Below are 21,882 nucleotides of genomic sequence, written 5' to 3' on the forward strand. Positions count from 1 at the left end.
CGAGTCGTGCCATCTACTGCTCCTCCGCCGTCAGGTCCTCGAAACGGGAACGGATCGCCTCGCCGTGAGCGGGCAGCTGCTCCGCATCGGCGAGCGCGACGATCGTCGGGGCGATCTCCTTGAGCGCCGCCTCGTCGTAGTCGATGGTGTAAACGTTGCGCAGGAACGTGTACACCGAGAGCCCCGAGGAATGCCGCGCGCTGCCCGACGTGGGCAGGACATGGTTCGAGCCGGCGGCGTAGTCGCCGAGCGGCACCGGGGAGTACGCGCCCACGAAGATCGCCCCGGCATTGCGGACGCGCGCAGCGACTGCGCGGGCGTCGCGGGTCTGCACCTCAAGGTGTTCGGCGGCGTAGGCGTCGACGACCCGCAGGCCCTCCTCGAGATCGTCGACGAGCACGATCCCCGATTGCCGGCCCTCGAGCGCCTCGGCGACCCGCTCCGCATTGACCGTGTGCGTGTACCGGGCGGCAACCTCCGCATCGACAGCCGCGGCGAACTCCTCCGAGTCCGTGACCAGCACCGAGGCGGCCATGGGATCGTGCTCGGCCTGGCTGATGAGGTCGTAAGCGACGTGCACGGGATCGGCCGAATCGTCCGCGAGCACGGCGATCTCCGTGGGACCCGCCTCCGAATCGATGCCGACCTCCGAACGCACGAGGCGCTTCGCGGCGGTGACAAATACGTTGCCGGGACCGGTGATCATGTCGACGGGCTCGAGCGTCTCGCCCGTGCCGCCTTCCCCTTCGCCGTCGGAGGCGTCCGAGCCGTACGCCATGAGCGCCACGGCCTGCGCGCCGCCCACGGCCCACACCTCCTCGACGCCGAGCAGGACGCACGCGGCGAGGATCGTCGGGTGCGGCCAGCCGCCGAATTCGGCCTGCGGCGGGCTCGCCACGACGAGCGAGCCGACACCGGCCTCCTGCGCGGGCACGACGTTCATGAGCACCGAGGACGGGTACACCGCGCGGCCGCCCGGGACGTAGAGCCCGACGCGCTCGATGGGGATCCACCGTTCGCTGACCGTGCCGCCCGGCGCGATCTCGGCGACCTTGCCCGCGGGATGCTGGGCGGAGTGCCCGGCACGAAGCCGTTCGATGGCGGTACGGAGGGCCTCGGCGACCTCCGGATCGAGGGACTCGAGCGCCTCGCGCATGACGGCGGAGGGCACGCGCACGGTCGAGGGCCTGACCCCGTCGAAACGCTGACCGGCGTCGAGCGCGGCCGCCGTTCCGCGGGCCGCGACGTCCTCGACCACCGGCGCGACGGCGCCGATCGCTGCTGCTACGTCGACCTCGCCGCGCGGCAGGGTACGGCGCAGCTCGGCGGTTCCGAGTTCGGTTCCACGCAGATCGAGATAGGTGAGCACGGCGTTCCTTTCGCTGTACGTGGTGACCGCTCGAGTCTAGGTCCTCCCCGAAGGGCCGGCGAAGTCGAGGCCGAGGTCGAGCGCGCGCACCGAATGTGTAAGCGCACCGACCGCGAGGTACTCGACGCCCGTAGAGGCGTAGTCGCGGGCGGTGTCGAGCGAGAGGCCGCCGGAGGACTCGAGTAGCGTGTTCGGCGAGAGCGAGTCGCGGCGTTGCACGGCGATCTGCGTCTGCCACACCGGGAAATTGTCGAGGAGCACGAGATCGACTCCGGCATCGAGCATCGCCGAGAGCTGGTCGAGATCGTCGACCTCCACCTCGCAGGGGAGCTCCGGGAACTCCTCGCGCACCGCGAGCAAGGCATTCTCGATCCCGCCGGCCGCCGCGACGTGGTTGTCCTTGATGAGGATCGCGTCGCCGAGCCCGAGCCGGTGATTCGCTCCCCCGCCCGCGCGCACGGCGTATTTCTGCAGCCGGCGAAGCCCGGGCAGGGTCTTGCGGGAATCGCGGATCCGCGCGCCCGTGCCGCTCACCGCCTCGACCCAGCGGGCAGTCTCCGAGGCGATTCCGGAAAGGTGGCAGACGAGGTTGAGGAAGGTGCGCTCCGCGGAGAGGATCGAGCGCGTCGAGCCGTGGAGGGTAGCGACCGCCTCACCTGGAGCGATCCGCTCTCCGTCGCGAACGTGGACCTCGACGGCCGAGCTACCGGGGTCGATCTCGTCGAGCACCGCATGCACGGCCTCGACCCCGGCGAGCACGCCCTCGGCGCGGGAGACGAGATCGGCGGTCGCCCGCGCGTCGGTGGGCACCGTGGCGATCGAGGTGGCGTCGGGGCCGTAGGCGAGGTCCTCGTCGAGCGCGACGCGCAGCGCAGCGCGCAGCACCCCGCCCTCCGTGTCGGAGAGACCGGGGGTGAACTCGGCGTCTGCCGAACCGACGAAGCGGCGGGTCTGTGGTTCCGGCGCCTGCGCCTGCGTTTCTGCTCGTTTCGCTGTCATTTCGCCCACCCGGCTACTCCCCCGATCCGGGATTGCCGATAGCGATCATCCGCTCGACGGAACCGCGCGCGGCGGCGGCCGTCTCTGGGTCGAGAACGACCTCGTCGGCGCCGTCGGTGAGGCTCCGGAGCAGGGCCGCAGGCGTGATCATCTTCATGTACGGGCACGATGCCCGCTCGTTGACGGCGAGGAACTCGATCTCTGGGGCGGCCTTGCGCAGCTGGTGGATCATGCCCACCTCGGTGGCGACGAGGACCTGATTCGATCCCGATGTCCGGGCAGCGTCGACCATCCCGCCGGTGGAGAGGATCTTCACCTTGTCGGACTCGACCGCCCCCTCTCCCGCGAGGTAGAGCGCGCTCGTGGCGCATCCGCACTCGGGGTGGACGTACAGCTCGGCACCCGGATGGGACTCGGCCTTGTCGGTGAGTTGCTTGCCGTTGATCCCGGCGTGCACGTGGCACTCCCCGGCCCAGATGTGCATGTTCTCACGGCCGGTCTCGCGGCGCACGTGGGCGCCAAGGAACTGGTCCGGGAGGAAGAGGACGTCCTTGTCCTCGGGGATCGAGCGGACGACGTCCACGGCGTTGGAGGACGTGCAGCACACGTCGGTGAGCGCCTTCACCGCCGCCGTGGTGTTCACGTAGCTCACCACGACCGCTCCGGGGTGCTCGTCGCGCCACTCGGCGAGCTGCTCGGCCGTGATCGAATCGGCGAGCGAGCACCCTGCGGCGGCATCGGGGATGAGCACGGTCTTCTCGGGCGAGAGGATCTTCGCGGTCTCGGCCATGAAGTGGACGCCGCAGAAGACGATGGTCGAGGTGGGAGCCTCGGCGGCAATGCGCGAGAGGGCGAGCGAATCGCCGACGTGGTGGGCGATGTCCTGGATGGGGCCGAGCTGGTAGTTGTGCGCGAGGATCGTCGCGTCCCGCTCCTCGGCGAGCCGGCGGACCTCCCGGGCCCACAGCTCGTCGGCCTCGATCCCGGTCCAGCCGGTTTCGGAGTTGGAGATTCGGTCACGGAGATCGGAATGGAGCGCACCGATGGCAGAAGCGCTGGTCATCGCTGAATCTTCCTTGCTGTGCTCGGGGCCCTCTTCGGGGTACCGGTGTGGCCGCTGTGGGCGGGGCGCCGAGCGGCGCCCTGGTGCCATTATCGCAGGTCGTCGTCAAAGGACAGCGAGGAGGCCACCGCCCACGTGCCCACGGCGCCCCCGACTGCCCACGCCGCCGATGCGACGAGCTCGAGGAGCTGCGCGCCCGCCCCGCCCGACATCACCTGTCGGGTGAGGCGCGGGGCGAGGTCGATCACCTGTTCCGCTTGCGATTCCCCGATTGTCCCGTGGGCATGCAGTGTGGACTGGAGCGCGGAGGCGAGCACCGGGGCGAGGTAGGCGGCGAACGCGGCGGCGATCCCGACGAGGAACCACGCGCCGAAAGCCGCGGGGACGGGGCGGAGTCGCGGGTGCCGACGCCAGAGGACGACACCGGCTGCGGCCCCTGCACCGAAAAGGAGCCCGGAGAGCACGAGAGTCGCGGAGACCTTGACCTCCTCGGAGCCGAAGGTCGGGACCCCCGAGCCGTCGCCGAGGGAAACGACCCGGAGCCCCGGACCGGCGATCACCCACGACATGACCACCACCACGAAGGGCAGGGCGACGCCGAGCGCCGTGACTGACGCGGAACCCGAACCGCGGGGGCGCCCCCGAGCCGGTCCGGGAGCCGAGCCGGACTGCGGTGCGGATCGCGGTGCGGACCACTGCCCGGCTTGAGGGCTAGGCCCCGTCCCGGCTCCGCTCATCCCTCGGTCCCCAGCGGATCGCGGGCGCTCTCGCGAAGGGCGTCGAGAAACTCGCTCTCGGCTGTGCCGTGGCGCGAGCACTTCGCGGTCCAGCCGGTGTGGAGGACCTGGGTCACGAGCCGGCGGCCGCACACCGGGCAGTAGCGGGGCGCCTCGAGGCCCAGCTCCGCGGCGCGGAACCGCTTGCGCTCCTCGCCCGCGGGGGTGCCCGTGAACGGGTCGAAGGCCGCACCATCGGCGGCGAGGAGCGCGGACTGGAGTTCCGCGGCTCCCGCCGTCATCGTGTGTCGGCCCATTGCGGGGCCCGGGTGCTTGCTCGCCACGAGTCCGTCCCGATCTAGAGGGTGTCGTTGAGGGCCTTGATCGGCATGGAGAGGTCCTCGAGCATGTCGAGATCCGTCTCGGCCGGGCGCCCCAGCGTGGTGAGGTAATTGCCGACGATGACGGCGTTGATCCCGCCCATCATCCCCTTCTTCGCGCCGAGATCGCCGAGCGTGATCTCCCGACCACCGGCGTAGCGCAGGATCGTGCGCGGGAGCGCGAGGCGGAAGGCGCCCACGGACTTGAGCGCCTCGGTGGGCTCGAGCACGTCGAGGTCGCCGAACGGCGTCCCCGGGCGCGGGTTGAGGAAGTTGAGCGGGACCTCATCGGGCTCGAGTGCGGCGAGATCGGCCGCGAACTCGGCGCGCTGCTCGAGGCTCTCGCCCATGCCGAGGATGCCGCCACAGCACACCTCCATACCCGCCTCACGCACCATGCGCAGAGTCTCGAAGCGCTCCTCCCACGTGTGCGTGGTGACCACGTTGGGGAAGTGCGAACGCGCGGTCTCGAGGTTGTGGTTGTAGCGATGCACGCCCATGCCGGCGAGCTCGTCGACCTGCTCCTGCGAGAGCATGCCCAGCGAGCAGGCGATCTGGATGTCGACCTCGGCGCGGATGGCCTCGATGCCGGCGGCGACCTGCGAGAGCAGCCGCTTGTCCGGGCCGCGTACGGCCGCGACGATACAGAACTCGGTGGCTCCGGACTTCGCCGTCTGCTTCGCCGATTCGACGAGCGAGGGGATATCGATCCACGCGGAGCGCACGGGCGAGGCGAAGAGCCCGGACTGCGAGCAGAAGTGGCAGTCCTCGGGGCAGCCGCCGGTCTTGAGGGAGATGATCCCCTCGACCTCGACCTCGGGGCCACACCACGCAAGACGGACGTCGTGGGCGAGCTGGAGGAGTTCCTCGAGCCGCGAATCCGGGAGCCGGAGCACCTCGAGGGTCTGCGCGGCGTCGAGCGCGATGCCCTGCTCGAGCACCTGCTCCCTCGCGATATCGAGGATGTCGCGCTCCCCGCTGCTGCGTGTGGTCTCGATCTGGTCCGAGGCGATGGTCACTCGCTGCTACCTGCTTCCCTGCATCGTGCTGTCGCGCTGCGCCTGGCGCCGCGCCGGTTCATGACGTTCGTCTCATATTAGCCGGGATGAACCCGAGAAGACCCCGGACCTCGGTATTTCGAGCCAATTCCCCGCCGACTGGCGAAAATCCCCAGCATCGAGTCGCCCCGCGCCGGAGGGGACACGCCCGAGGAGAGGCACTCCGGTTAGCCGCGGCAGGTCCGCGACGTTGCATTCCTCGGCCAGGCCGGGCTCGCGCGGCCAGTCCCCGATCACCGTGCCTGCGACGGGGACACCCGCGCCGCGGAGGCGGTCGACTGCGAGTTCGGTGTCCGAGAGCGTGCCCAGCGCCGCGCGGGTGACGACGAGGGCCTCCACTTCCGCGCCGCGCTCGCGCAGCCGCGCGGCGAGGTCGACGATCGTGAGCTCGGGGCCGAGGCGCACGAGCACGCCGCCCGCGCCCTCGACGAGCGCGATGTCGAAGCCGTCGGCAAACCCCTCGATCCGCGAACACAGGGCGCCGGATTCCGGCGGCTCCATGTAGGCGCGCGCCGCGGCGGTCTCCGGCGCGAGCGGCTCTGGATAGCGGTGGAACTCGGCGCTGTCGGCGGGGTCGGTGACCCCGGCGAGCGCGGCCGCCTCGGCGACGTCCCCGTCCTCTCCCGGCTCGAGCCCGGTCTGCACCGGCTTGCACAGGCCTACCCGCAGGCCCCGTTCCCGGAGCACCGCGGCGACGGCCGCCGTGACGATCGTCTTGCCGATGTCGGTTCCCGTGCCGGTGACGACGAGGAGCCGCGGTGACGGGGCCGCGTGGTCCGCCGTCATTCGCCCGCCCCGTCCCCGAAGCGCTCGGGCTGGACCTCGGCGAGTACCTGGCTCAGCTCCCCGACGGTTCGCTCGAGGTCCGCATCGGTGAGGTCGGCACGAGCGGAAAGCCGCAGCCTCGAGGTGCCGACGGGGACGGACGGCGGGCGGAAGCAGCCCACCCCGATGCCGCGCTCGGCCAGGGCGTCGCGCGCGGCGACGGCCGTTTCCGGGTCGCCGAGCACGATGGAGATGACGGCGGAGTCCGGCGCCTCCGCCCCGGCCGCCTCCGCGATCTGCGCGGCACGAAAGCGGACGCGCTCGGGCAGATCGGGATCGCGTCGCAGCAGGTCGAGAGCCGTGCGCGCGGCGCCGACGGCCGCCGGGGCGAGACCAGTGTCGAAGATGAAGGTCCGCGCCGTATCGACGAGGTGGTCGACCACGCGGCGCGAGCCGAGCACGACGCCGCCCTGCGCACCGAGCGACTTGGACAGGCTCGCGGTGACCACGAGGTCCTCGAGGCCGGCGAGGCCGAGCTCGGCGACGTGGCCGCTACCGCCCGCGCCGCGCACCCCGAGGGCGTGCGCCTCGTCCGCGATGAGCACCGCGCCGTTCTCCCGCGCCGCAGCGTAGAGCTCCGCGATCGGGGCGACCTTGCCGTCGATCGAATAGACCGAGTCCGTGACGCACAGCGCGTGCTCCTCGGTGCGTTCGGCGAGGGCCGCGCGGACCTGCTCGACGTCTCCACGTTCGGTGACCACGACCCGGGCGCGCGAGAGACGGCAGGCATCGACGAGCGAGGCGTGGCTCCCACCGTCGGAAACCACGAGTGTGCCGCGCGACGCGAGCGAGCACACGGCACCGATGTTTGCGGCGTATCCCGAGGAGAAGACGAGCGCGGCCTCGTGGCCGAGGAAGTCGGCGAGTTCGTCCTCGAGTTCGGCGTGTGCGGTCGTCGTACCGGTGACGAGCCGCGAGCCTGTGGACCCACCGCCCCAGGTCTCCACCGCGTCGATCGCCCCGGCCTTGACGTCGGGGTGCCGGCCGAGTCCGAGGTAATCGTTCGAGGCCAGGTCGATGTCCGTCGGGTCGGCGTCGGGTCGTCGCGGGACCAGATGACGGCGCAGGCCAGAGAGTTCCCGGCGCCGGGCGTAGTCGTCGAGCCAGTCGAGGGCCGCGGCGCGGTGGCCGGAGGCTTCGGTGTTCGCGGCGCTCTCTGGGTTCGGGTCTCCGCCCTCGCCCGGCCGCTCGTCGCTTCCGATGTCGCTCACATCCCTTCCCGGATTTCCTGTCCATGGACATTCCTGACTGTCCATCCTAGGAGCGCGGCGCTCCCGAGCCCGCTGCCAGGCCGTGTCGGCGGGCCTGGCGGAGGCACGGAGAAGCCCCGGGCGGAATCCCGATCGGAGGCTCAGCGGGAGGACGTGGTGGGGGCCTCGGGCGTGTCTCGCGTGGAGACCCGCGCCGCGTCGACCGCTGCCGCACAGATGGCCGCGATGTCCTCGCTCGACGAGACGAAGGGCGGCATCGTATAGATGAGGTTCCGGAACGGACGCAACCAGACGCCGCGCGCGACGAGAGCGTCCGTGGCCTCCTGCATCGGCACCGGACGGTCGAGCTCGACGACCCCGACGGCGCCGCGGACGCGGACGTCGCGCACCCCGGGCAGCTCGGCGGCGAGCGCGAGGCCCTCGCGGAGCTCCGCTTCGATCCGCGGGACCTGGGTGCGCCACGCGCCCTCGGCGAGGATGTCGAGCGAGGCACAGCCGACGGCGCACGCGAGCGGGTTGCCCATGAAGGTCGGGCCGTGGGCGAGACCGCCCGCCTCTCCCGCGGAGATCTCGGAGGCGATGCGATCGGTGGTGAGCGTCGCGGCGAGGGTCATATACCCGCCCGTGATCGCCTTGCCGAGGCACATGATGTCCGGTTCGACCCCGGCGATCTCCGCGGCGGTCAAGCCACCGATGCGGCCGAACGCCGAGGCGATCTCGTCGAAAATCAGCGCGATTCCCGCGCGGTCGCACTCCTCGCGGAGCACCCGCAGGTACGCGGCATCGTGGAAGCGCATCCCTCCCGCGCCCTGGACGAGCGGCTCAACGATGACGGCTGCGAGCTCGTCCGCATGGGCCCGGACCTCCTCTCGGAGGACCTGTGCGTAGGTCTCGTCGAACTCCACCGGCGGTGCGGGGACGAAGTGCTGCTGTGGGAGGAGGGCGGTCCACATCGCGTGCATCCCGCCGTCGGGGTCGCAGACGCTCATCGGGTTGAGGGTGTCGCCGTGGTAGCCGCCGCGCCACGTAAGGATCTGGCTCCGTCCGGCAAGGCCGCGGGATCGCTGCCACTGCACCGCCATCTTGAGCGCGACCTCGACCGCCACCGATCCGGAGTCCGCGAGGAACACCTTCTCGAGCCCTGCCGGTGTGAGCGAGACCAGGCGGCGGGAGAGCTCGATCGCGGGCGCGTGGGTGAGGCCGCCGAACATCACGTGGCTCATGCGCGCCGACTGTTCGGCGAGCGCGGCATCGAGGCGAGGGTGGCGGTAGCCGTGGATGGCCGCCCACCACGAGCTCATCCCGTCGATGAGCTCCCTCCCGTCGGCCAGCCGTAGCCGCACGCCGCTCGCGGACTCGACGAGCAGCGGCTCAGTGCTCGGTGGGAATGCGCCGTAGGGATGCCAGACGTGCTCGGAGTCGAAGGCGGAGAGTTCTGCCGCGGACATGGGCGGGAACGTCCCGGCGGTTTCGCAGGCTTCGCCGGCACTGCCCCGGCCGGCGTTCCGCACCGACTGCCCCACCCCGAATGCGGTGCGCCCCGGCGATTCTGCGCCGACCGCGGCGGGTGCGGAATGCGACGCGCCACCGACTGCGGTTTCCGCCGGGACGCCTCCGGCGGGTATGTTGTGTCCGCTCATGATTGGCACCGTACCTTGCCGGGATCCCGCCCCCGCGAGGGATGGGACCCAGCCCGTGGCTGGGCATGGATTCCGAGGTACGGCGCGGATCACTTCCGCCGCGTCCGCAATCGGCCGCGTCCGCAGGACCTCCGGAGGTAATAGTTTCTCGTGTCCTCTAAGACCTCGAAAAGCGATGTCTCCCCCACCCCCGCCAAGGCGGAGGCGACCAAGGTCAACTACCGTCCGGACCTGGACGGCCTGCGGGGCATCGCCATCGCTTTCGTGGTCTTCTTCCACGTGTGGATGGGCAGGGTGTCCGGCGGCGTGGACGTGTTCCTCGCGCTCTCGGGGTTCTTCTTCCTCGGCTCGCTGGTACGCAACGCGACACGGCCGGGCTCCAACCTGTCCCCCGTGCAGAACATCCTGCGGCTCCTCCGCCGCCTGTGGCCCGCGCTGATCGTGGCCGTGGCCGCGACCGTCGCCCTCACGATGCTGCTGCGGCCGCAGGCCACGTGGACCGATGTCTTCTCCCAGGCCCAGGCCTCGCTGCTCTATTACCAGAACTGGGAACTGGCGATGACCAGCCAGGACTACGCGGCCGCGGACGCCTCGATCTCGCCGCTGCAACACCTGTGGTCTATGTCGGTCCAGGGCCAGTTCTATCTCATCGCCCTCGCCCTGGTCCTCGGCATCGCCGCCATCCTGCGGCTCGCCAAGAAGACGCCGTCCAAGTGGCTCTACGCCGTGCTCTTCGCCGCAGTGATCGCCTGGTCGATGTGGCGCGCCTCGACCGGCTACGAGACCAACCAGCCGTGGAACTACTACGACACCGGCGCCCGCCTGTGGGAGCTGTTCCTCGGCGGCCTCCTCGCCATCGTCGCGACGAGCATCGTCGTGCCGTGGTTCCTGCGCCAGATCGCCACCATCGCCGGGCTGGCGATGATCGTCTCCTGCGGCCTGATCTTCGACGGCGCCCAGCACTTCCCCTCGTGGGCCGCGTGGTACCCGGTGGGCGGCGCACTGCTCATCGTCGTCGCGGGCCGCGTGCCCGAGGACAAGACCGCGAAGTGGTACACCGAGCCGATCCCGTGGCTCCTCGCGACCAAGCCGATGCGTCGCCTCGGTGACCTGGGCTACTCGCTCTACGTGTGGCACTGGCCGCTGCTCATCATGTACCTCGGCATCTCACGGGAGAAGCACGCCGGGATCGTATCGGGCCTGGCCATCATCCTCATCTCGCTGTGCCTCGCGTGGGTCTCCGAGCGCTACATCGAGCGCCCGCTGCGGATGAAGAGTCGGGTCCAGCGCGGCGGCAAGTCCGGCGCCTACGATCCGGCCGCAGACACGGCCACCGCCGGGGTCGACGGGGCCGGCGACGAGATCGCCAAGGCCGATGCCGATTCCGACAAGGCGGTCGACAACGCCGCCGACAAGGACTCTGCGGCCGAGGACGCCGACTCGTCCGAGGCGACTACGAAGGCCGGGAAAGACGGAAAGAGCGGGACGTCCGTCGCCGCGGCCGCCTCTGCCACTGGCGTGGCTGCCACCGGCGCCACTGCGGCCGTTGCCGCGACTAGCCCGCTCATCAAAGAAAGGGCCGTCCACTTCCCGGAGGACGGCGACGACTCCGGCGAGAAGCCGACGACCGAGAAGTCCAAGCGGCAGCTCCGCGCAGAAAAGCGGGAAGAAAAACGCGCCGAGAAGCGCGCAACCGCAGTGGGCGGCGGCGAGAACGACGCCGACAAGGGCAACACCGAAAAGGGAAGCGCCTCCGCGAAGAACGACGGCAAGGGGCGAAAGAGCCTCGCGGACCGCTTCCTCCTGGTGGGCTCGCTGTGCGTCGTCATCGTATGTGCGCTTTTCGTGGCCGGTACCCAGACGTACTGGGTGGCCACCGCATCGAGCCGCGAGGACGTACCGCTCGTCGACCCGCTCACCGATCCGGATCACCCGGGTGCCCGCGAGTTCCTCGAGGGTGTCACGCCGGAGGGCGGCGACCTCTTCCCCTCGCCAATCCAGGTGGGCAGCGATCTCCCCACTTCGACGTGGGACGGCTGCATCTCGGACTTCGACACCGTCGACGTCACCACCTGCGTCTACGGCGACCCCGAAGCCGACAAGACCGTGGCTCTCGTCGGCGGATCGCACTCCGAACACTGGCTGACGGCGTTCGACGAGATCGGCAAGGAGCGCGGCTTCCGCGTCGTCACCGTGCTCAAGATGGGCTGCCCGCTCTCTCTCGACGGGACGATTTCCGACGAGGAGTCGATGTACGCCGGTTGCGTCGAGTGGACGCGCGCCGCGCTCGAAACGATCGTCGGGCTCAACCCGGATTTCGTGGCGACGACCGCGACGCGCCCGGGCGGCCAGACCGCGCCGGACCACACTCCGCAACAGTACGTCGACCTGTGGAAGTTCTTCGCCGATCACGGCCTGCAGACGCTCGCGATCCGCGATACGCCGTGGATCGACCACGGCGAGGGGCCGGTGCGCGCCGGCGAGTGCCTAGGCGAGTCCGACACCGATCCGATCTCCTGCGGCATGCCGCGTGACGCCTCGCTATCCCCGGAGAACCCCGCGATCGTCGCATCCGCGGGCATGCCCTCGGTGCACCTGCTCGACTTCTCCAATGCCGTGTGCGACGCGGTGTACTGCCCCGCCGCCATCGGCAACGTCATCGTCTACCACGACTCCCATCACCTCTCCGCGACGTTCGTGCGTTCGCTGCGCAACGAGTTCGAGAACCAGATGAGCGCCGCCACCGGCTGGTGGTGATCGACGGCGGTTAGCCGGCGGGCCGCCGGTCCAGGGCGGAATCGGGCGCGGCCCACTACGCTGGGCACAGTAAGGGCGCCCTCTCCCCGCGGCTGTGCAGCATCTTCGGGGTCTGCGGCGCGTACGAAATCCGCGGCGCACGGCGTCGGTGGAGTCCGTCGACCAACGCAGCTGCCCCAGAGTCCACCCGGAAGGCCCGCCCCGCATGCGCGTACCAGCGAGCACCTACCGCATTCAACTCCGCACCCCGGACAGCGATCACGGCGAAAGCCGAGGAGAGCATCAGTCCCAGCATCGTGGGTTCACCTTCGCCGATATCGAGGAGGCGCTGCCCGCGCTCGCAGAGCTCGGTGTCGGCGCTCTCTTCCTCTCCCCCGTCTTCACAGCTCGGCCCGGGGTGTCGGATGGCACGGCGGTCGCGGATACGGACACCATCTCCGAGGGACTGGGCGGACCGGAGGGCTTGCGATCACTCCGTGTGGCGGCGAAAATCGCCGGGCTCGGGCTCGTTGTCGAAATCGTTCCCGGGCACCTCGACGTCGCCGATGCGCGGGCGAACGCGAAATGGTGGGACGTTCTCGCCCGCGGCGCCGACTCCGAGTATTTCCCGTTCTTCGATTTCTTTCCCCTTGCCGATGCCACCGCCGAGGGCGGCCGGATCGACATTCCCCTCCCGACCGCCGCGAGTGGTAACCCCGGGCCCCGTCGCGACTTCGAACTCGAAATCGACGGGATCGACGGCGAGCAGGTGCTCCGCGCCGGGGACGCTGTCTTCCCCATCGCCGAGGGCACGAGCGAGGGCACACCCGAGGAGATCCACGAGCGGCAGTTCTACCGGCTCACGGTGCCCGGAGCGCCCGGACTCGCGACACACCCGGCGGATCAAACCAGCCAGAACGCGCCCCGACTAGGCTACCGCCGCGTACATGCCGACCCCGCCCGCGCCTATCTCAGGCAGGACGACGAGAAGGTCTTCGAGCGCACGCACAGGGGCGTGGCCAAGCTCGTGCGCGAGGACCTCGTCGACGGTTTCGTCATCGCGGACGCCGACACCCTCGCCTCGCCCTCCGACTACGCGCAGAGGCTGCGCGAGCTCGCCGGTGCGGACCGCTGGATCGTGCTCGACAAGGTCCTCGGTCCCGTAGAGGTCCTCGATCCGTCCCTGCCCGTCCAGGGCACCTCCGGATACGACGCCCTCGCTCTCATCGCCAACCTCTTCCTCGATCCCGGCGCCGAGGGCACCTTCGCCGAGCTCGCGCGGCGCCACGTCGGCGAAATCGCCGAGGCGGCCGAGCTCAAACGGACCCAGGTCCTCGGTGCACTCGCCCCGGAGGCCGGGGCGCTCGCACGCATGTGCATCGCCGAGGTCGAGTCCATCGGCGGCGCAGCGGCAGACGACCCCGTCGATCCCGATGGACACAGCTCCGCGAACCTCGTCGCCGCCATCGCCGAGCTCGTCGCAGCGACGCCCGTGTACCGCACCGACTACCCAGTCCTCCGCCAGGTACTTCCCTTCGCCTTCGCCGAAGCAGAGGCCCGAGCACCGGAGCTCGCCGGGGCGTTCGCGGATCTCGCCGTCACCATCGCGCGCTCCGCAGAGGCCACGGCCCGCCTGGCACAACTCACGGCGGCCGCCACGGCGATGGCGGACGCCGGCTGCCGCCTCTACCGGATCGGTCGGCTCGCGGCGCTCGGCGAGCTCGGCGTGGACCCCGAGGGCTGGGCACTCGGCGTGCCGGCTTTCCACACGGCAATGGCGGCGCGCGCCGTCATGAGCCCGTATTCGGTGACCACACTGGGCTCGCACGCCACCCACCGCGGCGAGGACGTGCGCGCACGACTCCTCGCGCTCACGGAATTCGCCGAGGAATGGGCAGCGTTCGCGGAGAACCTGCGCGCCAGGCATTCTCCCCCGGCGCGCGATGCGGGGTACGTGCTCCTCCAGGACATCGTGGGCGTATGGCCCGCGGCCGGGCTCGATTCTCTCGACGAGTCCGCCCGCTCAGAGCTCCGCGACCGCCTGCACGCGCACGCGCGGCGGGCCTGCCGTTCCGCCGGGGTACACACGAGCCAGGCGGCGCCGGATGCAGCGTTCGAGGCGGCCGTCGCCGAGTGGATCGACGGTTTGTTGGCCAAGCCGCGGCGACTCGACGCCTTCGTCGGGCTCGTCGCTCCCGCGGGCCGCGGCGCCTCGCTCTCGGCCAAGGCGATCGGCCTCCTCGCGCCCGGCGTCCCCGAGCTCTACCAGGGCAGCGAGCTATGGGAAGACTCCTTGGCAGCCCCCGACAACCTCGGGCCCGTCTCGTTTGACGGCGGAATCCCCGGACACCCCAAGACCGAGCTCGTGCGCGCGTGCCTCGGTCTGCGGCGCCGCTTTCCCGAGGTCTTCACCGACGGCGACTATCTCCCCCTCCCCGTGTCGGGAGCGGGCGAGGGAAAGGTGCTCGCCTTCTCCCGCGGGCTACGCCGAGGCGCCGGCGGTTCGGCTTCGCCGCAAGTCGTGCTCGTCGCCCGGCTGCGCCACCGCGGGGTCGAGGCATGGGCGCCGGATACTCGGATCGCGCTTCCCGATGGCGAGTGGCGGATCGAGCTCGGCGGCCGCGAGGTCGTGCGCGGAGGCGCGGACACGGACGACGATGCGGCGACGATCACCGGGTCGCTCGGCACTTCGCTGCTCGCCGAGTTCCCGGTGATCATCCTCGTGCGCACCTAGCCGTCCCGCGTTCGCCGTGCTGCATCCGCGCGTCGGCGAACCGGCGCCGCGAGGCGGCGTCAGCGCACGTCGCGGAGCTGATTGCTCGCGAGCCCCGCGACGCCGAACACCGCGATCCATCCGACGAGGACGGCGATCGAGCCGGCCACCGCGTCGCCCTGGTCGAGGTGCTGCATGCTCGTCGATAGCAGCACGTCCTCGAGCGGGCGGAACAGCGAAATTTTCCCCGCCGCCATCGTGATGAGCTGCTCGCCGACGAGTAGCCACACAAGCGGCAAGGCGACGGCCGTGATGGTGCTGCGCACGAGCGCGCCGAATCCGACGCTCGCGATGGCGATGGTGACCACGAGGGCGAGGCGCGCAAGGATCGGCGCGGCGACATCGCCGGTGTCGATGCTGCCGCCGAAGGCCGCCACAGAGAGCCAGATGAGCACGGTTCCCGCGAGGAAACAGACGGACACGAACACCGTGAACACCAATACTTTCGCCACCAGCGACTGCCAGCGCCCCTCCTGAGTGAGAAAGGCCTGCGCCGTCATCCGATTCTTGATGTCGGAGGTGGTGCGCGAAGCACACAATGCGACGGAGATAGCGAGGAAGATGAAGAACCCGGCATAGAGATCGCTCCACCGCTGCGGCTCGCCGGAGAAGGAGTCTCCGGAGGCGAGGCCGATGAGGACGATGGGGCCGAAGAGGCTGCCGAGCAGGAGCACGGCGTACAAGGCGGTGCTCCGGAGGGTCGATAGCTTGAGGATCTCGGATCGAAGTGCGTCGAGCATCAGTGGACTCCCTGTTCTGTGTGGACCGGCGCAGCGCTGCGGTATTCCTGGCTATCCGCGGTGGCGGCGAGGTAGCGGTCCTCGAGGTTCTGCGATTCCGTCGCGATGTGGGTGAGCGAGAGCGATTCGCGGAGAGCGGTCTGCGCGATCATTTCGCGGATCTCGCGCTCGGAGATGTCGGTGGGGATGGCGATGGCGAGCCGGGAAGTGTCCGCCGGCTCGCCTTCGAGCCCGATCCCGCGGAGGATGCGAAGAAGATGGTCGTTGTCGGAGGACTCGACGATCACGCGCGAGCTGCCCGCGAGGAACTCGTCGAGCCCGTACTCCCCGATCATCGTGCCCCGGCCTATCACCACAAGGCGGTCGGCGGTGAGCTGCATTTCGCTGAGCAGGTGCGAGGAGACGAGAACGGCGCAGCCGTCCGACGCAAGCCGCCTGATGGTGCGGCGCATCCAGCTCACGCCCTCGGGGTCGAGGCCGTTGACCGGCTCGTCGAGAATGAGGTGCTTGGGCTCGCCGAGCATGGCCGCGGCGATGCCGAGCCGCTGCTTCATCCCCAACGAGTAGCCGGCGACCTTCTTCCCCGCCGCCTCGGAAAGGCCGACGAGCTCGAGGCACGCGTCGACTCGGGACGCGGGCAGCCCCGCCCCCGCCGCGAGCACGCGGAGGTGGCCCCTTCCGCTGCGCTCGGGGGTGAACCACGAGGCGTCGAGCAGAGCGCCGGCGACCGACGCCTTGTGCGGCAGCCCGGCGAACTCCTCGCCGTCGAAGGCGGCGCGCCCGGAGGTGGGCGAATCAAGGCCGAGGATGCATCGCATGGTGGTCGATTTCCCGGAGCCGTTCGGGCCGAGGAAGCCTGTGACGGCGGCATCGGGGACCGTGAACGTGAGGTCCTCGATCGCAGAGTTGGATCCGTATCTCTTGCTGAGGCGTTCGACTGTGATCATGTGATCCATGCTGGTCGAGCGCCGTGTTCGGCACATCGGACCAGCGGACCATGTTCGCGCCCGGCTCCCGCGCCGCCGATGGGCCCTGGGTACTACCGGGCGCCGGGCGCCTCTATGAAGCCCGTGCGCTCGGGCTCCGGCACGGCACGGCACGGACGAAGGGATCGATGTGGGCGGGAATCGCCCGCGGCCGCTCGGCCTATGTCGGCAGGTAGTCGTTCGTCGTCGCATGGGCGCCGTCGACATCGACGTCGAGCAGTCCGTTGTCGTGCATCCACGTCGCGTACTCGGCCCAGTCCTCGGGCTTCTGGGGCACGAATCCGCCGTCGGGAAGCAGCGCGAGAGTGGCGTCGACCATCGTCTTGAGCGTCTCTTCGTCGTACGATCCCTCGGTCTCCGGCGCGAGGGCGTCGACGGCCTGCTGCGCGTCGGTCTTAGCGGTGCGCTGGCCCTCAGCGGTGCCGGAGAGGAACTTCCGCACCCGCTCGGCGTAGGCGGGATCGTCGGCAAGACGCTTGGGATTGGCTATGACGACGAGCTCCGCGTAGTCGGGGACGCCCATTTCGGTAGCGGTGAGGGTGGTGATCGCGGCGCGCTGCGAGAGCTCCACTCCCTCGATGTTCGCGTAGGCACCGAAGATCGCGTCGACCTGATCCGTGAGCAGCGCCTGTTCGAGGTTCTGCTGGATATTCGGCTTCTCCACGGAGGACGGGTCGATCCCGGCCTTTCGGGCGATGAAGTCGAGGGTGGGATCCTGTGAGGCGAGGCCCGAGGTGCCGACGGTCTTACCCGCGAGGTCCTTCGCCGAGCTGATCCCCGAGTCCTTCTTCGCGATGAGCGAGGTGATCGCCGTGGGGATGAGCGCGGCAACGGAGACGACGTCGAGTCCCTGCGCGCGGTCGATGATCACATCGGGCTCGTAGCTGATCGCGAGGTCCGATCGCCCGAGCGACACCTCCCGCGCAGCGTCCGCGGTGTTGGCCGGGGTGGCGAAGTCCACGTCGAGCCCCTGCTCCTCGTACGCGCCCGATGCCTTCGCCGTGTAGAGCGAGGCGTGGTCCGGGTTCGGCGCCCAGTCGAGCAACAGGGAGACCGACTGCGCGTCCCCCGCGCCCGAGCCGTCGGATCCCCCGTCGGAGCTGTCGCACGCCGAGATCGCGAGCGCGGGAACGAGCACCGCTGCGATGGCGGCGAGCGCTGCTCGGGGTGTACGGCGCTTGCGGGAGGTGATGCTGTTGTCGGTCACGGGATGCTCCTCGTGGTCGGTGTTCGAATGATGCGGAGATCTGCTGCACGAGGCCTCGTGTCGTTTCCGGTCATGCCGCGCCCGCCTCTCGTGCCCATGGGCAGGCGATCCGCTCGGCGAGCACCGTGGCGCCGAACAGCGCGGCGGCCATCGCCGTGAGCACGAGGACCTGCGCGAACACGAACGGCGTCTGCATCCGCGGGACGGCCTGGAGCATGAGGAAGCCGATGCCGTCCGTCGCACCCGAGTACTCGGCGAACACTGCGGCGACCGGAGCGAATGTCACCGAGATGCGCAGGCCCGCGAAGCCGCGCGGGATCGCGTGTGGCAGCCGGACGCGCCAGAACAGCGCGGCGCGCGAGTCGGCATTGAGCGTGCGCATCGTGCCGATCGTCGCGAGCGAAACAGAGCGGATTCCGGATAGCAGGTTGAGCGCCACGGGGAAGAAGCACAGCAGCGCGACGACGATGACCTTCGACGCGATGCCGTATCCGAGGGCGATGGTGAGCAACGGTCCGATGACGATCACGGGAATCGCCTGGGAGGCGATGAGCAGCGGCGACAGCGCGCGCTCCACGACGGGCACGAGGCCGGCCGCGACGACCACGACGAGGGCGAGCGCCAGGCCTGCCGCGAGGCCGAGGAGCGTCTCCCCGGCTGTGACGGCGAAGGCCGGACCCAGCCGGGACGGCCACGTCGACACCAGCGATTCGATCACGGCGGGCGGCGCGGGCAGGACGTATTCGGGGACCCTGGCGTTCGCCGTCACGAACCACCACAGTGCGAGGAGCACGAGGACCGTGACGCCGGGGGGCCACGCGGAAGAGAACGCCCGGCGGAGACGGGCGCTCACGCCGCCGCCCCCTCGGCGCAGCCGGAGAGTCGGCGGGTGAGCGCCGCCCGTGCCCGCGCGAACGCGGGATCGGCAGTGAGCTCGGTGCGCCCCGTGCCGCCGCGAAAATCGGCGAACCAGCCCGCCTGCTCGGCGACGACGGTGGCCGGGCCCGCCGCGCCCTCTTCGCCCCGCGGGGCGAGGACGACGACCCGACTCGACAGGAGTAGAGCCTCCTCTACGTCGTGGGTGACCAGGACGAGAGTTCGCTTCGAGGCCTCGAGAGAGCGGGCGATCCAGCCCTGGAGATCGGCGCGGGTGAGCGCATCGAGGGCCCCGAGCGGCTCGTCGGCGAGGAGGATGGGTTTCTCGGCGAGCAGCGCCCTCGCCACGGCGCCGCGTTGGCGCATGCCGCCGCTGAGCGCCGCCGGCCGCGAGCGCGCCTGCTCTGAGAGCCCCCACTCCGCGAGGACCTCACGTGCCCGCAGGCGCGCGTGCCTTCGGCCGGTGCCGGCATTGCGCAGCGGCAGGGCGACGTTGTCCTCCAGTGAGAGCCAGGGCAAGAGGCTGTCGCCCTGCGGCACGAGAGCACACGCCGCGAGCCTCTCGTCGACGCCGCTTCCGCCGCCGGCGAGCGCCTTCCCCGCCGTGGGCTCGGCGAGGCCCGCGATGAGCGAGAGGAGCGTGGATTTACCGCAGCCGGAGCGGCCGATGACGGCGATGTGCTCGCCCGGCACGGCACGGAGATCGACTTCCGAGAGGACCTCGGCGGCGCCGGGAAAGGCAAAGCTCGCGGACCGGAGCTCGACGGCAGGCGGCGTCGACGAATCCATAGACATCCCTTCGCTCGTACTGGCAAGAGCAGGTTCGACGGGTGTGATCTCAGCTCCTCGTTCGAGGGGCACCCCGTGTCTTTTCCCTGCTAGCGTACCCGAGTCGGATGTTCAGCCCAGGAGGTCCCCGGATCCGACGAGCCCGTGGCGGAATGCCCACAGCACGGCGTGTACGCGATCACGCGAGCCGGTCTTGGCGAGGACCCGGCCCACGTGGGTCTTGACGGTCGACAGCGAGAGGTAGAGGTCGGCGGCGATTTCGGTGTTGGAGCGCCCGACGGCGATGAGTTCGAGGATCTCGATCTCCCGCTCGGTGAGCGGTTCCGGGAGCTCCGGGAGTCGGGGCCGCGAGCGGGTGTCATTCGGCTCGCTCGATTCGGAGTGGCCGTGGGCATGGTCGTGGTCACGGGCGTCGCCCTCGATTTCGGCCTTCGGCCCGGCGTCGGCACCCGCTTCCTCGCGGGCGCCCGAATAGGCGAGCGACTCGCGGACTCGCCGGAGCAAGCTCGCGGTGGCGCGCGGGGAGATCACCGCGGCCGACTCGCCCACGGTGCGCACCGCGGACAGGAGGTCCTCGGGATCGGTGTCCTTGAGGAGGAAGCCGCTAGCCCCCGCGGCGATCGCGCCGAGAACGTACTCGTCGTCGTCGAACGTGGTGAGCACGACGACTTTCGTCTCTGTGCCCGACGCCACGATCTCGCGCGTCGCGTCGATCCCGTTGAGCTCGGGCATCTGGATGTCCATGAGCACGACGTCGACAGGCTCCCGCCGCGCCGATTCCACTGCCTCTCGCCCGTTCGCCGCCTGCCACAGGACCGCGATATCGTCCTGCGAGTCGAGGACCATCGCGAAGCCCGCGCGGACCAGGGACTGGTCGTCTGCCAGGCCCACGGTGATCCTCGACGTGTCTCCGCTCATGCCGGTACCTCCACTTCGACTGCGAACCCTCCGGGGAATCTCGTCGATTCTCCCCAGCTCGCCGAACCGCCGAGGACCTTTGAGCGCTCGGCGATGCCCGCCAGGCCCCGCCCCGGCTCGTTCGACGCGTCCGACTCGACGAGACCGCGCCCCGGAGCATTGTCCACCGAGACGCCGAGGGTGTCTCCCTTCCACACGAGCCTCACGAGCGCGTCGGTGCGCCCCGCGTGTTTGAGCACGTTGGTGAGCGATTCCTGCACGATCCGATACACCGCGAGACCGGTGGCCTCGCGGACCGGACGCGCCTCCCCGACCTGATCGAAGTCGACGCGGAGGCCATCGCGTTCGGCTCCGGCGACGAGGGCCGGCAGTCCGGAGAGTCCCGGGGTCGAGTCGAGGCTCCGCGCTTCGCCCTCCCGGAGCACGGACAGCAGCCCCCGCATCTGCATGAGTGCCTCGCGGCCCGTGGCGCCGATCGTCTCGAGTGCCTCGACGGCCTTGTCCGGGTCCTTGCGGGCCGCGTACCGGCCGCCGTCGGACTGCGCGATGACCACCGTCAGGGAATGGGCGACGATGTCGTGCATCTCTCGCGCGATGCGGGTTCGCTCGGCCAGCGCCGCGAGCTCCGCCCTGGCAGCGAGTTCGGTGACCTCCTCCACGCGGCGGCGGACGCCCAGGCCGAGCTGCCAGCCCAGGCCTATCGTGACGAGGGTGAGGACGACGGCAGTCGTGGACTGAACCACGTTCTGCCTGAAATCGGCTTCGTTGGGATACGTCAATATGTAATAGACGGCCGCGGCGATCGAACAGACCACAAGCAGAGAAAGCCACTGCGGGTATCTCTTCGAATACGCGCTGATGTACCACGCCTCGTAGGCGACGATCCCATATGCGAGGCCCGGCGGCGGGCCCCCGCTGTCCGGCGACGCTACGAACATGGCGACGAGTACGAGGGCGAGGCCGATCGCCACCAGCGCGATCCCTCGTTCTGTCACGTAACGCTGGATCAGGAGGGCGACGAAGGCGATGGCGTAGCCGAGATACTCGGCGACCGTCGCCGTGAGCGGTCTCATCGTCACGACATTGATCGACATGGCCGCAATGCCGAAGAAGAAGACCGATTGCACGACGAACTGGACCCATGTCCCCCTATCGCGCCACGGCGGCGCCACTCGGGCCTGCGGCCAGTGGTTGAGGGGTCTCCTGTCGCGCACGGTCCCGGGCCCGGCGGCAAACGCGTTCCTGTTGGGCATCGCCGCCAGGATATTCGCACATGTGCTCCGGCGGATCGTCCTTTGGTACCACGCGGGAATCGCGTGCGAAAAGGATCCGCTCGGGCCGATACGGCGGCTAGCGACTATCTCGTCCCCGGAGCCTGTCGATCTCCCGGCGCTCCCTCTTGGTGGGGCGCCCCGCTCCCCTGTCGCGCCGCGGGATCGAGGCGAGGATCTCGCGTGGTGGCGGCGGAGGCGAATGATCGACGTAGCACTTCACGGCCTCGGGTGCCCCGACTCGCTTGGCGATGACCCGGACGATCTCGACGATCCGGACGCGCCCGCCGGGCCCGGTGACCTGCACCCGCATGCCTGGCGCGAC

The 21,882-nt window shown here is 70.1% G+C and carries 18 protein-coding genes, 1 pseudogene and 1 riboswitch; of the genes and pseudogenes, 2 read left to right on the top strand and 17 right to left on the bottom strand.

Annotation, left to right across the window (positions count from 1 at the left end; all coding sequences use genetic code 11):
* Window positions 1-13 precede the first annotated feature (13 nt).
* The 9 genes from hisD to V7E05_RS05675 form a co-directional block, all read right to left on the bottom strand.
* A complete protein-coding gene (hisD, locus tag V7E05_RS05635) occupies window positions 14-1,369 on the bottom strand; it encodes a histidinol dehydrogenase (RefSeq protein ID WP_333618695.1) in 1,356 nt (451 codons plus the stop codon).
* A 36-nt stretch (window positions 1,370-1,405) separates the two neighbouring features.
* A complete protein-coding gene (nadC, locus tag V7E05_RS05640) occupies window positions 1,406-2,368 on the bottom strand; it encodes a carboxylating nicotinate-nucleotide diphosphorylase (RefSeq protein ID WP_333618696.1) in 963 nt (320 codons plus the stop codon).
* Between the two features lie 13 nt (window positions 2,369-2,381).
* The gene (nadA, locus tag V7E05_RS05645) at window positions 2,382-3,431 is read right to left on the bottom strand and encodes a quinolinate synthase NadA (RefSeq protein ID WP_333618697.1); all 1,050 of its coding nucleotides are present in this window, start codon (window positions 3,429-3,431) and stop codon (window positions 2,382-2,384) included.
* A gap of 89 nt (window positions 3,432-3,520) precedes the next feature.
* A complete protein-coding gene (locus V7E05_RS05650) occupies window positions 3,521-4,000 on the bottom strand; it encodes a hypothetical protein (RefSeq protein ID WP_333618698.1) in 480 nt (159 codons plus the stop codon).
* Between the two features lie 164 nt (window positions 4,001-4,164).
* A complete protein-coding gene (gene bsaP, locus V7E05_RS05655; RefSeq protein ID WP_333618699.1) occupies window positions 4,165-4,491 on the bottom strand; it encodes a biotin synthase auxiliary protein BsaP in 327 nt (108 codons plus the stop codon).
* Between the two features lie 14 nt (window positions 4,492-4,505).
* Window positions 4,506-5,540 carry a biotin synthase BioB gene (bioB, locus tag V7E05_RS05660; RefSeq protein ID WP_333618711.1) on the bottom strand — a complete coding sequence of 345 codons (1,035 nt, stop codon included), beginning with the start codon at window positions 5,538-5,540 and terminating at the stop codon, window positions 4,506-4,508.
* Between the two features lie 78 nt (window positions 5,541-5,618).
* A complete protein-coding gene (gene bioD / locus V7E05_RS05665; RefSeq protein ID WP_333618700.1) occupies window positions 5,619-6,371 on the bottom strand; it encodes a dethiobiotin synthase in 753 nt (250 codons plus the stop codon).
* The gene (locus V7E05_RS05670; protein WP_333618712.1) at window positions 6,368-7,477 is read right to left on the bottom strand and encodes an 8-amino-7-oxononanoate synthase; all 1,110 of its coding nucleotides are present in this window, start codon (window positions 7,475-7,477) and stop codon (window positions 6,368-6,370) included. Before V7E05_RS05670 ends, bioD begins: the two co-directional genes overlap by 4 nt.
* Window positions 7,478-7,761: 284 nt before the next feature.
* Window positions 7,762-9,069, bottom strand: a complete 1,308-nt coding sequence (locus tag V7E05_RS05675; protein WP_333618713.1) for an adenosylmethionine--8-amino-7-oxononanoate transaminase — start codon at window positions 9,067-9,069, stop codon at window positions 7,762-7,764.
* Between the two features lie 342 nt (window positions 9,070-9,411).
* Between V7E05_RS05675 and V7E05_RS05680 the strand changes: the two genes are divergently transcribed.
* Complete coding sequence (locus tag V7E05_RS05680; protein ID WP_333618701.1) at window positions 9,412-12,018, top strand: acyltransferase family protein; 2,607 nt, start codon at window positions 9,412-9,414, stop codon at window positions 12,016-12,018.
* Window positions 12,019-12,223: 205 nt separating this feature from the next.
* Entirely contained in the window at window positions 12,224-14,731 is a 2,508-nt protein-coding gene (locus tag V7E05_RS05685; RefSeq protein WP_333618702.1) for an alpha-amylase family glycosyl hydrolase, read from the top strand.
* Between the two features lie 59 nt (window positions 14,732-14,790).
* On the opposite strand, the gene V7E05_RS05690 is transcribed toward V7E05_RS05685, so the two are convergent.
* The 8 genes and pseudogenes from V7E05_RS05690 to V7E05_RS05725 all read right to left on the bottom strand — a co-directional run.
* The gene (locus V7E05_RS05690) at window positions 14,791-15,510 is read right to left on the bottom strand and encodes an ABC transporter permease (RefSeq protein ID WP_333618703.1); all 720 of its coding nucleotides are present in this window, start codon (window positions 15,508-15,510) and stop codon (window positions 14,791-14,793) included.
* Window positions 15,510-16,457, bottom strand: coding sequence for an ABC transporter ATP-binding protein (locus V7E05_RS05695; protein WP_333618704.1), 948 nt, complete (start codon window positions 16,455-16,457; stop codon window positions 15,510-15,512). Before V7E05_RS05695 ends, V7E05_RS05690 begins: the two co-directional genes overlap by 1 nt.
* Window positions 16,458-16,656: 199 nt before the next feature.
* Window positions 16,657-17,703 carry an ABC transporter substrate-binding protein gene (locus tag V7E05_RS05700; protein WP_333618705.1) on the bottom strand — a complete coding sequence of 349 codons (1,047 nt, stop codon included), beginning with the start codon at window positions 17,701-17,703 and terminating at the stop codon, window positions 16,657-16,659.
* Between the two features lie 70 nt (window positions 17,704-17,773).
* Window positions 17,774-18,556 (bottom strand): ABC transporter permease, encoded by a 783-nt coding sequence (locus V7E05_RS05705; protein ID WP_333618706.1) that lies wholly within the window; start codon window positions 18,554-18,556, stop codon window positions 17,774-17,776.
* On the bottom strand, window positions 18,553-19,368 hold the full coding sequence (locus tag V7E05_RS05710; RefSeq protein WP_333618707.1) for an ABC transporter ATP-binding protein: 816 nt from the start codon (window positions 19,366-19,368) through the stop codon (window positions 18,553-18,555). The genes V7E05_RS05705 and V7E05_RS05710 overlap by 4 nt, the downstream gene beginning before the upstream one ends.
* Window positions 19,357-19,454: riboswitch (TPP riboswitch) on the bottom strand. (Overlaps the previous gene by 12 nt.)
* A 25-nt stretch (window positions 19,455-19,479) precedes the next feature.
* On the bottom strand, window positions 19,480-20,286 hold the full coding sequence (locus tag V7E05_RS05715) for a response regulator transcription factor (RefSeq protein ID WP_333618708.1): 807 nt from the start codon (window positions 20,284-20,286) through the stop codon (window positions 19,480-19,482).
* Window positions 20,283-21,539, bottom strand: a complete 1,257-nt coding sequence (locus V7E05_RS05720) for a sensor histidine kinase (protein ID WP_333618709.1) — start codon at window positions 21,537-21,539, stop codon at window positions 20,283-20,285. Before V7E05_RS05720 ends, V7E05_RS05715 begins: the two co-directional genes overlap by 4 nt.
* A gap of 97 nt (window positions 21,540-21,636) precedes the next feature.
* Window positions 21,637-21,882: pseudogene (locus V7E05_RS05725) on the bottom strand (RNA-binding S4 domain-containing protein); the annotation flags it as partial.

It is taken from the genome of Dietzia sp. (assembly GCF_036741115.1).
GTDB lineage: Bacteria > Actinomycetota > Actinomycetes > Mycobacteriales > Mycobacteriaceae > Dietzia.

Bases quoted from the DNA above. Each gene is read 5' to 3' on its own strand.
- nadC (WP_333618696.1), bottom strand. From the start codon at position 2,368: ATGACAGCGAAACGAGCAGAAACGCAGGCGCAGGCGCCGGAACCACAG.
- nadA (WP_333618697.1), bottom strand. From the start codon at position 3,431: ATGACCAGCGCTTCTGCCATCGGTGCGCTCCATTCCGATCTCCGTGAC.
- V7E05_RS05650 (WP_333618698.1), bottom strand. From the start codon at position 4,000: ATGTCGTGGGTGATCGCCGGTCCGGGGCTCCGGGTCGTTTCCCTCGGC.
- bioD (WP_333618700.1), bottom strand. From the start codon at position 6,371: ATGACGGCGGACCACGCGGCCCCGTCACCGCGGCTCCTCGTCGTCACC.
- V7E05_RS05675 (WP_333618713.1), bottom strand. From the start codon at position 9,069: ATGTCCGCGGCAGAACTCTCCGCCTTCGACTCCGAGCACGTCTGGCAT.
- V7E05_RS05685 (WP_333618702.1), top strand. From the start codon at position 12,224: ATGCGCGTACCAGCGAGCACCTACCGCATTCAACTCCGCACCCCGGAC.
- V7E05_RS05690 (WP_333618703.1), bottom strand. From the start codon at position 15,510: ATGCTCGACGCACTTCGATCCGAGATCCTCAAGCTATCGACCCTCCGG.
- V7E05_RS05695 (WP_333618704.1), bottom strand. From the start codon at position 16,457: ATGATCACAGTCGAACGCCTCAGCAAGAGATACGGATCCAACTCTGCG.
- V7E05_RS05710 (WP_333618707.1), bottom strand. From the start codon at position 19,368: ATGGATTCGTCGACGCCGCCTGCCGTCGAGCTCCGGTCCGCGAGCTTT.
- V7E05_RS05715 (WP_333618708.1), bottom strand. From the start codon at position 20,286: ATGAGCGGAGACACGTCGAGGATCACCGTGGGCCTGGCAGACGACCAG.
- V7E05_RS05720 (WP_333618709.1), bottom strand. From the start codon at position 21,539: ATGCCCAACAGGAACGCGTTTGCCGCCGGGCCCGGGACCGTGCGCGAC.